At 33.6% G+C, this 13,339-nt stretch carries 11 protein-coding genes and 3 tRNA genes; 11 read left to right on the top strand and 3 right to left on the bottom strand.

The genetic code is table 11. The annotated features are described in order from the left end of the window. The 3 genes from J6569_RS05420 to J6569_RS05410 all read left to right on the top strand — a co-directional run bounded on the left by J6569_RS05420 (position 1) and on the right by J6569_RS05410 (position 634). Positions 1-77: transfer RNA gene (locus J6569_RS05420), tRNA-Asp, on the top strand. An 8-nt stretch (positions 78-85) separates the two neighbouring features. After that, a tRNA-Trp gene (locus J6569_RS05415) sits at positions 86-161 on the top strand. A 134-nt stretch (positions 162-295) separates the two neighbouring features. Then, on the top strand, positions 296-634 hold the full coding sequence (locus J6569_RS05410; protein WP_034914792.1) for a DUF413 domain-containing protein: 339 nt from the start codon (positions 296-298) through the stop codon (positions 632-634). 5 nt (positions 635-639) lie between these two features. Here the strand turns inward: J6569_RS05410 and J6569_RS05405 are convergent, their stop codons facing one another. From J6569_RS05405 to znuC, 3 genes are all read right to left on the bottom strand, one after another. Next, a complete protein-coding gene (locus J6569_RS05405) occupies positions 640-2,163 on the bottom strand; it encodes a YifB family Mg chelatase-like AAA ATPase (RefSeq protein ID WP_296317963.1) in 1,524 nt (507 codons plus the stop codon). Positions 2,164-2,286: 123 nt separating this feature from the next. Next, positions 2,287-3,087: a zinc ABC transporter permease subunit ZnuB gene (gene znuB, locus J6569_RS05400; RefSeq protein ID WP_085166028.1), complete on the bottom strand. Its 801-nt coding sequence runs from the start codon at positions 3,085-3,087 to the stop codon at positions 2,287-2,289. Further along, the gene (gene znuC, locus J6569_RS05395; protein WP_065590726.1) at positions 3,080-3,862 is read right to left on the bottom strand and encodes a zinc ABC transporter ATP-binding protein ZnuC; all 783 of its coding nucleotides are present in this window, start codon (positions 3,860-3,862) and stop codon (positions 3,080-3,082) included. Before znuC ends, znuB begins: the two co-directional genes overlap by 8 nt. Positions 3,863-3,955: 93 nt before the next feature. Between znuC and znuA the strand changes: the two genes are divergently transcribed. The 8 genes from znuA (at position 3,956) to J6569_RS05355 (ending at position 12,931) form a co-directional block, all read left to right on the top strand. After that, positions 3,956-4,906, top strand: coding sequence for a zinc ABC transporter substrate-binding protein ZnuA (znuA, locus tag J6569_RS05390; RefSeq protein WP_202983961.1), 951 nt, complete (start codon positions 3,956-3,958; stop codon positions 4,904-4,906). 28 nt (positions 4,907-4,934) lie between these two features. Further along, the gene (mepM, locus tag J6569_RS05385; protein ID WP_174799170.1) at positions 4,935-6,284 is read left to right on the top strand and encodes a murein DD-endopeptidase MepM; all 1,350 of its coding nucleotides are present in this window, start codon (positions 4,935-4,937) and stop codon (positions 6,282-6,284) included. Between the two features lie 128 nt (positions 6,285-6,412). Next, entirely contained in the window at positions 6,413-8,746 is a 2,334-nt protein-coding gene (gene mrcB, locus J6569_RS05380; protein ID WP_194240463.1) for a bifunctional glycosyl transferase/transpeptidase, read from the top strand. Positions 8,747-8,757: 11 nt separating this feature from the next. Next, complete coding sequence (gene mutM / locus J6569_RS05375; RefSeq protein WP_296301399.1) at positions 8,758-9,567, top strand: bifunctional DNA-formamidopyrimidine glycosylase/DNA-(apurinic or apyrimidinic site) lyase; 810 nt, start codon at positions 8,758-8,760, stop codon at positions 9,565-9,567. 412 nt (positions 9,568-9,979) lie between these two features. Further along, the gene (gene tolB, locus J6569_RS05370; RefSeq protein WP_167370109.1) at positions 9,980-11,278 is read left to right on the top strand and encodes a Tol-Pal system beta propeller repeat protein TolB; all 1,299 of its coding nucleotides are present in this window, start codon (positions 9,980-9,982) and stop codon (positions 11,276-11,278) included. A gap of 160 nt (positions 11,279-11,438) precedes the next feature. Continuing rightward, positions 11,439-11,918, top strand: a complete 480-nt coding sequence (pal, locus tag J6569_RS05365; RefSeq protein WP_034914778.1) for a peptidoglycan-associated lipoprotein Pal — start codon at positions 11,439-11,441, stop codon at positions 11,916-11,918. 67 nt (positions 11,919-11,985) lie between these two features. After that, complete coding sequence (gene ybgF, locus J6569_RS05360) at positions 11,986-12,723, top strand: tol-pal system protein YbgF (protein WP_034914776.1); 738 nt, start codon at positions 11,986-11,988, stop codon at positions 12,721-12,723. A gap of 132 nt (positions 12,724-12,855) precedes the next feature. Beyond that, positions 12,856-12,931 (top strand) — tRNA-Lys (locus J6569_RS05355). Positions 12,932-13,339 lie beyond the last annotated feature (408 nt).

Here is a 13,339-nt window from a genome sequence, read left to right as displayed (position 1 = left end):
GGAGCGGTAGTTCAGTTGGTTAGAATACCTGCCTGTCACGCAGGGGGTCGCGGGTTCGAGCCCCGTCCGTTCCGCCACCTTATTTAGGGGCGTAGTTCAATTGGTAGAGCACCGGTCTCCAAAACCGGGTGTTGGGAGTTCGAGACTCTCCGCCCCTGCCACAAAAATAATTGTTCTGTTTTAAATTTAATCATTTAGTCATTTTTGATAGAACAAATAAAAGAATTCTATTTACAGATTAACTTAGTCAATTATAATTCCTGCCCAGATACTTTTACAACCTAGAGGATAGAACATGGCTGAGAGTTTTGTAAGTCAACAACGTTTTTTTGATAATAAGAATTATCCAAGAGGATTTTCTCGTCACGGAGACTTTACTATTAAAGAAGCTCTTATTTTGGAAAAACATGGGTGTGCTTTTAAAGATCTTGATACAGAAGTTAGAAAACCTACTACAGCAGAAGAAAAATCATTTGTTGCCGTTTGTAAAGGTAAAAAGGAACCATCAACTGATTTCGAAAAAACTTGGCTAAAATATCTTTCTCGTATAAATAAGCCTAAACGCTTTCATACATTATCCGGCGGGAAGCCTCAAGTTGATACAACTGATGATTTTGTCGATAGTGACGACTAATTCTTTTAACCGATATTTTTGTGTAATTGAATTAATAATCGATCCATAGAACGATAACTTAATGCTTCTGAAATATGTTTTCGTTCTATATTTTCTGACGAATCTAAATCTGCAATTGTACGCGATACTTTTAATATACGATGCCACGCCCTAGCAGAGAGTCCTAATTTAATCAATGCTTGTTCTAAATATTCATTATTTTCATCTGATAATTTGCAATAACATTGTATTTCATTTGCACTTAACTGACTATTTAATTTATTGTTTCTTTTAAACTGAATATTTCTTGCTTGTAAAACTCGCTGTTTTACCGTTTCGGTTGATTCATCGGAAGTCTTTTTTTGACTTAAGGTGCCTTTAGGCAATAAAGGTACTTCAATAGAAATATCAAATCTATCGAGAAATGGTCCTGAAAGTCGATTTAGATAGCGAATTGTTTGCTGGGGTGTTGTTCTATTGTGTGTTCCTTGATAATGTCCTGTAGGGCTTGGATTCATTGCTGCTATTAATTGAAACTTAGCAGGAAATTTTATTTTTGCGTTTGCTCTCGAAATGATAATTTCACCTGACTCAATTGGTTCTCTAAGAGCGTCTAATACTTTTCGGTTAAATTCTGGTAATTCATCTAAAAATAAAACCCCATTATGTGCTAGTGATATTTCTCCTGGTTTAGGTATTGTTCCTCCGCCAACCAATGCTGCTGCTGATGCGCTATGGTGAGGTGATCTAAACGGCCTCTTACGCCAGTTTTTAATTGATCCATTTGGACTAACTAGACTAGTTATTGCCGCACTTTCAAGTGCTTCTTCATCAGATAATTGAGGTAACAGGGAAGTCAAACGAGTTGCTAACATAGTCTTACCTGTTCCAGGAGGTCCAATTAATAGTAAATTGTGACCTCCTGCGGCTGCAATTTCTAATGCTCTTTTGGCTTGTTCCTGTCCGATTATATCTTGTAGGCTTGATAAATTATTATCAATATCTTTGTATTCACTATATTGGACTGCTGGCAAGTCAATTTCGTTATATAAATATTGGCATAACTCTAATAAGTTATTGGTGATTAAAGTATTGTTTTGGTGAATTAAAGAAATTTCAGATTGATTTTCTGCTGAAATAATTAGTGTGCGATTTTTCTTTTTAGAAGAAATAGCTGCCGGAATTGCTCCTTTTACTGCTCTAATATTACCTGAAAGAGCTAATTCTCCTAAAAATTCATAATGTAATAGATTATCTGTTGGAATTTGCTCTGTAGCGGCAAGAATAGCGATAGCTATTGGTAAATCAAAGCGACTTCCTTCTTTTGGAAGATCTGCAGGAGATAAGTTAACAGTTATTTTTTTTGAAGGAAAAGTAAAACCACTATTAATAATAGCACTTCTAACTCGATCTTTAGCTTCTTTAACCGTTGCTTCAGGCAGACCAACTAAAACAAAACCAGGTAACCCGTTACTAATATGAACTTCAACGTTTATCAACGGTGCTTGTATTCCAATAGATGCTCGAGTATAAATAATTGCAAGTGACATAGTTTTTAATTATCAACATATTGAATTGTACTATTATAGTATTAGAAATAGTTAACTGATTATTAAAGTCATTTTTATTAATGGGATATGTCACGCAATAAATAATCTAATTTTGCAATAATCTTAATTTTTTTTGTTTAAAGTTAATTTTGAAATAAATAATGATATAAAAAATAAACAAGTATTACTTAATACAATTGATGGCCCTGTTGGTGTGTCGTAAATAAAAGAAAATATTAGTCCTGTAATCACTGATAACATACCAATTATTATAGCAATTATTGCCATTGCCTCGGGAGTTTTTGAATAATATTTGGCTGTTGCGGCAGGGATGATAAGTAAAGATGTAATAATCAGAGCTCCAACAAATTTCATTGATAGACCTATTGTTAGCGCCAACAGTAGAGTTAAAAGCAATTTTGTTATTTGAACATTAATACCGTGACTAAAAGCTAACTCTTCACTTACAGTAATAAATAAAATGTCATTCCATCGCCAAAGCAATAAGGCACCAATAAATGCTACACAAGTAGTAATTTGATAAAGATCAGAATATGTTACTGATAATAGATCACCAAATAAGTATCCCATTAGATCGATTCGGATATTATTCATTAAACTAATTACAACTAAACCAAGAGATAATGCACTATGAGCTAAAATACCAAGTAAACTATCAATTGGAAGTTGTTTTTGAGCTTCTAACCAAAGTAATCCTAAGGCCAGTAAAAGAGTTACACAAATGACTGCATAAAATAAATTGATATTCAGTAAAAAACCAAAAGCGATACCAAGTAAAGCAGCATGGGATAGGGTATCACCAAAATAAGACATTTTACGCCAAACAACGAAAGTACCTAAGGGACCAGTTATGCTTGTTAAGCATAAACCAGCTAATAAAGAAGGTAATAGTAACTCAATCATTATTTTTTTTTCCATAACTAGACATAGCAATTTGCTTATGTTGATCAATAGTAGAAGTGCAGCAATCATGTTGATGATTATGATGATGTTTATAAACAGCGATTTGTGAAGCCCCATGTCGTCCAAAGAGAGAAATAAACTCAGGATCATTAGATACAATAGCAGGTGTGCCTGAACAACAAATATGATGATTTAAACAAATTACTTCATCTGTTTTTGCCATAACTAAATGAAGATCATGAGAAACCATTAATACACCGCAATTAAACTGTTTTTTTGCATTAACGATTAAATCATATAATAATACTTGACCACTAACATCCACTCCTTGAGTTGGTTCATCAAGAATTAATAATTGAGGTTGCTTTGCTAAGGCTTGAGCTAATAATACGCGTTGCAATTCTCCACCCGATAATTGATGCATAGATTTATTAATCAAATATTCAGCTTTTACCATTGATAACGTATTAAAAATTTTTTCGGTATTTAACTGTTTATTTAAGTGCATAAAACGTTTAACAGTAATAGGCAGAGTGGTATTTAAATTAATTGATTGTGGTACATAACCAATTGTTAAATTGGTTGAACGCTTAATTGTCCCTGAAGTAAATGGAATTAAACCTAAAATGACTTTTACTAGAGTTGATTTACCTGCACCATTGGGACCAAGTAATGTAATAATTTGATTAAGATGTATTGCTAACGAAACGTCATATAATATTTTTTGATGGTCAATTTCTACTGAAACACTATCAAGAGAAATTAGTGGTGTCATATCGTTAAGAGCCCTTGCCTACAATAATGTTATGTTATATTATAACAATTAATGTTTTTATTCTATCATACTTTTAAATATAGGATATATGGTGTGAAAAAATATATTGCACAAAATAGTAAACAATTAATCTGTTCTTTAATGATATTTTGTTCATTAATATTTATGCAAACTATCACTAACATAGCTAATGCGACAGTTATTTCATCTGTAAAGCCCATTGGGTTTATTACTGAAGCCATTGCTTCAGGAGTAACTGATAATGATATTTTACTTCCTGATAGCGCATCTCCACACACTTATTATTTAAAGCCCTCTGATTTAGCAAAACTTAAATCAGCCGAACTTGTGGTTTGGGTCGGTGAAGATATGGAAGCTTTTATGCCAACAATTTTAAAAAATATAGATAAGCAAAAGCAAATTGAATTAATGGCTGTACCAGAAATCAAATCGTTACTTAGAACCAGCCATGATGATCACGAAGATGATCATTCTCATGATGAGGTCAATCAAGATCACCATGGTGAATATGATGAGCATATTTGGCTTTCACCTAAAATTGCTAAAATTATCGCACAATCAATTCATGATAGACTTGTTACGCTTTATCCAGATAAAAGCATATTAATTGATGAAAATTTAAACGAATTCATTACTAAACTCACAGAAACAGAACAAAACATTGCAAAAAAACTAATTACCGTACAAAATAGAGGGTATTTTGTGTTTCATGACGCCTATGGGTATTTTGAGGCACAGTTCGGATTAAAAAAACTAGGCAGTTTTACTATAAATCCAGCAGTTCAGCCCGGTGTTCAAAAAGTTTATGCTATTCAACAGGAGCTCAAAGAGCACCAAGCAGTATGTGTATTTCGTGAGCCACAGTTTAGCCCTGCAGTTATTGAAAAATTAGTGAGTGGAACAGATGTTCGAATTGGAGAATTGAATCCATTAGGAACGAGTATAACACCTTCAAAAGGTGCATATTTACAATTTTTAACAAATTTAACACAGCAACTGTTGGATTGTTTAGATAAAAATTAGTTTTAGTAATAAATAGTTAAGGTTAATTTTGGCAAGAAAAATAAAATCCTTCAATATTGAAAAAAATAATTTTAAAATTCCCTATTTTTCAATATTGGGCGTTCTTTTTATTGTTATTTTATTTACTGCTCTGTGGCGTCCGCTCAATTTGGATCGAACAATTTATGTTCCTTTAACTCCTCAAGTTGAAACTACTGTAAATGATAATTCCAGCTCTATTGATGGTGATGGAAAAGTCGAGATAGTAAATGGGAAAATGGCTACCGTTGCTGAATCATCTGATGTTCCTGAAGATGAAATTGTTAAAGATGAATTAGATGATATCGTTGATGGTAAAGATAATGCAGTACAATATACTATTGTTCGTGGCGATACTTTGCATGATATTCTAATTCGTTATAATGTTAATAAAAATGATATCTATCAATTAACAACAAAATTTAAGCAACTTGCAAATCTACGAATTGGTCAACAAATTAGTTGGACAACTGATGATAATCATAATTTGCAAACTTTTAGTTGGACAATATCAAGCAATAATATTCGAATCTATGAAAAATCGGGTGATAAATTTATAGAAAGCTCTGAAACTGCTGAAGTCATCCCACAAAATATTGTTATAAAAGGTGACATTAAATCTAGTTTTGTTGCCGATGCTCGAAAAAGTGGGTTAACTAGTAATGAAATAGGTATTATTACTCGCGCTTTACAGTGGCGCTTAGATTTTCGTCGATTACAAGTTGGTGATAAATTTTCAGTTGCTCTAACACGGGAAATGCATGGTAAAAGCTTATCTAATAGTCAGTTGTTAGGTATTCGAATTAAAAATGGAAATAAGGATTATTATGCTATTTTAGCTGATGATGGTAAATATTATGATATTAATGGTAACAGCTTATCGCAGAGTTTTTTCCGTTATCCTTTAGCGAAAAAAGCACGTGTTTCTTCTGGATTTAATCCACGTCGTTTACACCCTGTTACAGGACAAATAGCCCCTCATAATGGTGTTGATTTTGCTGTATCACGTGGTACTCCTGTATTATCCGTTGGTAATGGTGAAGTAGTAATTGCAAAATATAGTGGTTCAGCGGGTAACTATATTGCTATTCGGCATGGTCGTCAGTATATGACAACTTATATGCACTTGGATAAAATTTTAGTTAAACCAGGTCAACAAGTTAAGCAAGGCGATAAAATCGGCCTATCGGGAAATACAGGGCGTTCTACTGGACCTCATCTTCATTTTGAATTACATATTAATAACAAGCCAGTTAATCCATTAACAGCAAGTTTACCTATTTCAGAAGGATTAACAGGTAAGTCGAGAAAGGCATTCTTTTCAAAAGTTAAAAGTATTAGCTCTCAACTAAACTTTTAAGTTTATATATTTGTTTTTATATTTAAACCTTTACTTACCTGGCCTTTTTAAAAAAGGTGGTCAAGGTGCCCTTAAAAATTATGTTATCATAAGCTAATTATTATTTAATAATAAATGTTAGGTGCAGTTTGAAAACATCAGCTAAAACAGAAAAAAAACGCTCTTCTAAAAAGGCCAGAAAAAATAAAAAGACTACACTTTGGCGACGATTTTTGACACTACTATTTAAGTTGTTTCTTGTCTTTGCTGCAGTGGCTATTATTTATGGCGTTTATCTTGATCAACAAATTAAAGAACGGATTGATGGAAATGTATGGGAGTTACCGGCTGCAGTTTATGGACAAATTATTGATCTTGAACCAGATAGTGAATATAGTCTAAATGATGTGGTAACAATATTAGTTGGTGCGCAATATCGTCAACAAGATACCAAAGCTACTCGTCCAGGCGAATTTATTGTAAGAAATGATGCGGTTGAAATTTATCGTCGACCTTTTACTTTTCCTGATGGTGAAGAGCAAGCTTTTAGAGTTAGAATAACTTTTTATGAAAATCGTATTGATCGTATTACTAATATAGATTCAGGTCGTGATTTTGGATTGCTTAAGATTGATCCTAAATTAATTACTATGATGCATTCTCCAAATGGAGAACAACGGCTGTTTGTTCCATTAAAAGAGTTTCCTGATTCATTATTACAAACATTAGTCGCAACGGAAGATAAACGTTTTTATGATCATCATGGCGTAAGTTTATATTCTATTGGTCGTGCGATTTTTGTTAATTTAACAACAGGTCGTACTGAAGGTGGAAGTACATTAACTCAGCAAACAGTCAAAAACCTTTTTTTAACTAACGAACGTAGTTTAAGTCGCAAAATACGTGAAGCTTATATGGCTCTTATTTTGGATGGACGCTATAGCAAAGAACGTATTTTAGAGCTTTATTTAAACGAAGTTTATTTTGGGCAAGCGGGTAGTGAAGAGATCCATGGTTTTCCATTAGCAAGTCTTTACTATTTTGGTCGCCCAGTTAATGAACTGACATTAGATCAGCAAGCGGTACTTGTTGGCATGGTAAAAGGAGCTTCATTATATAATCCTTGGACACAACCTCAACAAGTTATTGAACGTCGTAATGTTGTTTTAAAACTTGCTCAGCAGCAAGGTATTATTGATGATGAGTTGTATAATTTATTAAGTCAGCGCCCACTATCAGTTTTGCCCAAAGGTGGTGTAATTTCGCCACAACCAGCATTTATGCAAGTTGTGCGTAGTGAACTTAGAAAACAATTAGGCGATAAGGCAGAACATCTGTCTGGTATGAAGATTTTTACTACCTTTGATCCTATAGCTCAATCAGCTGCAGAGCAAGCGGTAACTAACGTAATTGAGAAACTGCGAAAATCAACTAATAAAGAATTACAAACAGCAATGGTTATAGTTAGCCGAGAAACTGGAGAAATTCGCTCTATCATTGGTAGTGCTGAACCTCGTTATCCAGGATATAACCGTGCTTGGTTAACTCAGCGAGCAATTGGTTCATTAGCTAAACCGTCAACTTATTTAACTGCACTAGGGCAACCCGACCATTACCAACTTAATACTTGGCTTGATGATAAACCTTTATCAATAAAGCTTGATGGTAATGGTTATTGGGAACCGAAAAACTATGATCGTAAATTTCGTGATCGTGTTATGTTAGTAGATGCTTTAGCACTTTCGCTTAATGTGCCAACAGTTAATCTAGGAATGGCATTAGGGCTTGATGCAACAAGGAATACTTTACAATCATTAGGTGTATCAACAGACCGTATATCTAATTTACCATCAAGATTACTAGGTGCTTTAGAATTAACACCGTTAGAAACGGCGCAGATGTTTCAAACGATAGCTAATAATGGTCAACGATCTCCACTTTCTATTTTAAGATATGTATTGACCGATAAAGGTGAGCTAGTTTATCAAAGCTACCCACAACAGCTTCAGGCCGTATCTCAACAATCGGCTTATTTAACCACTTATGCTATGCAGCAAGTTGTTAACTCGGGGACATCTCGTTCACTAAAAGCTAAATATGGTTCATTTAATTTAGCAGCTAAGACAGGAACAAGTAATGATTCTCGTGACAGCTGGTTTACAGGGATAGATGGTAAAAATGTTGCTGTTGTTTGGATTGGTTTAGATGATCATTCTCCAATGAAATTAACAGGAGCAACTGGCGCCTTAAAAATTTATAGTGAATATTTACAAAATAATCCACCAAAGAAATTAGTATTGCCACTACCTCAAAATATTTTTATGGTACCTATTGATAGTGATGGACAGTGGCAATGTGATGGAAGTGGTATTCGCTCTTTACCAGTATGGACAATTAACCCTCATAGCTTATGCTCAGCGAATAACCAGCCTAGGTCCGTTCAGCAGGCACCAACTTGGGTTACTGACCTATTAAATAACTAAATGGAAATTATATGCCTGAATTACCAGAAGTTGAGACAAGTCGTCGAGGTATTTTGCCGTATTTGAAAGGACAGATTATCGATAAAATTATTGTTCGACAACCTAAATTACGTTGGCCCGTTGATAAGGCTATAAGTAATGTGCACGGGCAAGTTATTTTAGATATAAAACGTCGTGCAAAATATTTATTATTACAGTTACCCAACAATTGGATCGTAATTCATCTAGGAATGTCTGGAAGTTTACGTATTTTAAAAAATCCACAAAAAGCAGAAAAGCATGATCATATTGATTTAGTTTTAGAAAACGGCGTTACTCTACGTTATACCGATCCTAGGCGTTTTGGATCTTGGCTTTGGGCAAATTCGCTAGACGAAATATCTCAATTACAACATTTGGGACCAGAGCCTTTAAGTGACGAATTTTCAGCTGAATATTTATTTGAAAAAGCAAGGAGTCGAAAAGTTCCCATAAAAAGTTGGATTATGGATAACCATATTGTGGTTGGGGTTGGTAATATTTATGCTTCTGAATCGTTATTTATGGCAAAAATCAACCCTACTCGAAAAGTAAACTCCTTACAATTAAATGAATTTGAAAGGCTTGTAGCTGCTATTAAGCAAGTTCTTACTAAATCAATTAAACAAGGAGGAACAACACTCAAGGATTTCCTACAGTCTAATGGTAAACCTGGATATTTTGCACAGGAGTTACAAGTTTATGGACGCGAAGGTGAACAATGTCTGATTTGTGGTACAGAAATAAAATCACAAAAAATTGGACAGCGTAATACTTTTTATTGTGAATTTTGTCAAAAATAGAAATACTTATTAAGCCAAAATTATCACTTTTGGCTATTTGTCAAATGGCTTTAACATTTTTAATACATCCCTTCTACCGCTTATATAAAAATATCTTATGAAACTCTTTAAACCTTACCTAAATAGGATTAGTATAAGCAATTAGATTTAGAATAATTATTTTTAATATCACTTTGATTATTATATATAATCAAACAATTAAATGATAAAAATCTTTTTATTTTAAAGGCTATAGACTTGTGACTAGATATCGACTATCTTTCTCAGGGTATAATTGTTAATGGTTTGTAAAGCTTAATATATGGAATTAATTAGAGACAGCATATGAATTCCTAAAAGCTTGGTTTTCTGTTTTTTATGATTTTATATTTTATTCAACTCTGTGTATCTTATTTTTATTAAGGAATTTAAGATGATCAAATTCGCCTCCCGCTTTTTGGCAACTTGTTTTATTTTACTTTTTACCTCAATGGCTAATTCTGAAGTTAGAATTATTATTACTGATGGAGTGAGCTCAGCTAAACCTATAGCTGTTGCCCCATTTAAATGGACAGGTGGTGGAGAACCGCCACAAGCCATTGAAGAAATTATTGCTTCTGATTTGCGTAACAGTGGTAAGTTCAATCCTATTGACGTTAATCAAATGCCTCAGAAACCGACAACAGCTTCAGAGGTTACTCCAACTGTATGGAACAAAGTTGGTGTTTCAGCTGTTGTTGTTGGCTCAATACAACCTGATGCGTCAGGAAAATATCTTATAAATTATCAATTAGTCGATACAGTTAATCGACCAGGTACAGTTTTAGCTCAAAATCAATTCTCTATTGAAAAGCGTTGGGTTCGTTATGCAGCTCATACTGCAAGTGATGAAATCTTTGAATCACTAACTGGTATTAAGGGAGCATTTAGAACACGAATTGCTTATGTTGTAAAAATGACTAAAGGGCCGTTTTCGCACGAATTAAGAGTGTCTGATTATGATGGTTATGATCAAATTACTGTTCATCGTTCTAAGGAACCATTAATGTCTCCTACTTGGTCACCAGATGGGAAAAAAATAGCTTATGTAACTTTTGAAGGAGGGCATTCTTCATTAGTGTTAAAAACTTTGGATAGTGGAGCTGTACAAACAATAGCTTCTTTCCCTCAACATAATGGAGCACCAGCATTTTCTCCAGACGGTAGTAAATTAGCATTTGCTCTATCTAAAGGCGGTAGCTTAAATTTATATATGATGACGTTAAGTAACAAACAAATTACTCAAATTACTTCTAGCCGTAGTAATAATACAGAACCATCTTGGATGCCGGACAATCAAACTATTGTTTACACTTCTGATCAAGCAGGTCGCCCGCAGTTATATAGTATTAATATAAATACAGGTGAATCGCAGAGGGTGACTTGGGATAATACGCAAAATCAGAATGCCAGAGTGTCACCTGATGGTTCGTTTATTGCAATGATATCAAGCAATAATGGCGAACAACATATAACTCGATATGATATGGATACAAAAACCTATCAACGTTTAACTGATACTTTTTTAGATGAAACGCCAAGTATTGCACCAAATGGTACAATGATCATTTATAGTTCATCTCAAGGGTTAGGTACAATTTTGAACCTTGTTTCTACAGATGGTAATTTTAAGGCAAGGTTACCAGCTACTGATGGGCAAGTAAAATTCCCTGCATGGTCACCATATTTATAAAGACAGCTTAAAAAAACAACTACATTGCAATTATTAAAATTGTGTAAAGTTTAAGGTCGTTATAATATATTACTCTAATCTTTTAGTCCCATAACGGGCGTTACTTAAAAGTTGGTTAGATATATAAATAGAATTTATTCAAACAACAGGAGTTTATACAATGCAATTTTCTAAATTTCTTAAAGTAGCAGCGGTTGCTTTACCATTAATCGCTGTAACTGCTTGCTCATCTAATAGCAGCCAAACCGTTAGTGGTAATTTAAATGGTGCTTTATCAAAAGAAGCCTTAGAGCAACTTCAAAAATTACAACAAATTAATACAGTTTATTTTGACTTTGATAAATATAATGTTAGATCTGAATATGCAACATTATTAAATGCACATGCTGAATTTATTCGTACAAGTAACATAAAAGTTGTTATTGAAGGTCATGCTGATGAACGCGGTACTCCAGAATATAATATCGCATTAGGTGAACGTCGTGCTGCTGCAGTTAAATCATATTTACAAGGTAACGGTGCTTCTGCAAGTCAAATGGAAATCGTTTCTTATGGTAAAGAAAAACCTGCTGTGTTAGGTCATGATGAAGAAGCGTATGCTAAAAATCGTCGTGCAGTAGTAACCTATGTAGGATACTAATAACATCTTATAGCGGCTGATTATTCAGCCGTTTTTAATTTTAAGTTTACACTGAGTCTTATATAATATGCATAAAAAAATACTCACATTACTTTTATTCCTTTTATTTACTGGTTGTGCAGCAAGTAGTTCCGACATTGATCAAACGGTTCAAGCACAAGGACAGCTATTGATTGAAAACCAACAAAAAATTAGCGATTTGCAAGCAGATGTAGATACTCTTCGTGGTCAGTTAGAAGAGACAAAATATCAACTTAATCAGATAATTGAACGCCAGAAAATGATTCTTCAACAAATGACTAATAGTTCAGGATTTTCTTCAAATACCGATTTTGATTTACAAGGAGAAGGATATAGTTCAAAAACATCTTCAGATCCTACTTTGTCCAAATCTTCATCAGATTTATCTGGATGGGTAACTACTGGCGATGATAAAGCGGATTATAATTTTATAATCCGATTTGTTAATGAAGGCAAGCAAAATAACGAGGTTATTGATGCCTTTAAAAAACATCTGAAATCTTATCCAAAGTCTAGTTATCGAGCTAATGTTAACTATTGGCTAGGTCAGCTTTTATATAAACAAAGTAAAAAAAATGATGCTTCATTTTATTATGCTACTGTAGTAAAAGATTTTCCGTCTTCTTCCAAAGCTGCTGATAGTCTTTATAAAGTGGGGTTAATTTTACTTGATAAAGGAGATACCAAAAAAGCTAAAACTGTTTTTCAACAAGTAGTGAATAAATACCCAAAAGATAAGAATGCGGTAGTGCTTGCTAATAAAAAGTTAGCGTCACTAAAATGAAATGTATAAATAATCAGCTATTAGAAAAATGTAGCAATAAAGTGGTTGCGTAGTAATACAATTATAAGTATTATAGCACCCCGAAATTACTTATCGTTTCAGCTATTAAGCGCATAGTAGTTCTTATCAAATGGGTCGTTAGCTCAGTCGGTAGAGCAGCGGACTTTTAATCCGTTGGTCGAGCGTTCGAATCGCTCACGACCCACCATTATTAAATTTTAGAATTTAACCAGTAAATTTTTTCCAATTAAAGAAAGCAATAAGTTTTTTAGGAAAATGATCTTAGCAAACATAATATTGATAAATATTTTACGATAAGTTCCTTTTTATATTGATCAGCTGCACCTAAATAAGAAAAAACTTTCTCTCAGTTTTATACTCCTATCTTTTGAATCGCTAGTTACTTGCTGATTCCAAATAAATACCTTTAGTGGTAAGGACATTTGCTTAACACATCATCTTTTATAAAAGTGCCGGGCTAAATTGGGATTTATCGGAATAAATGCCTGTATAGCGAGTGCGTGAAAAATCATTAATAGCAACGAATAAATATTCTCACATTTTTTGTTTGCTTTCGTTTTTAAGTAAAGGTAAATGTTTGGTGCAGACATGTAGT

It is taken from the genome of Gilliamella sp. (genome assembly GCF_024104075.1).
In the GTDB taxonomy this organism is placed as follows: domain Bacteria; phylum Pseudomonadota; class Gammaproteobacteria; order Enterobacterales; family Orbaceae; genus Gilliamella; species Gilliamella bombi.
Note: the sequence above shows the minus strand (reverse complement) of the source record. Positions and strands in the feature narration are given on the sequence as shown.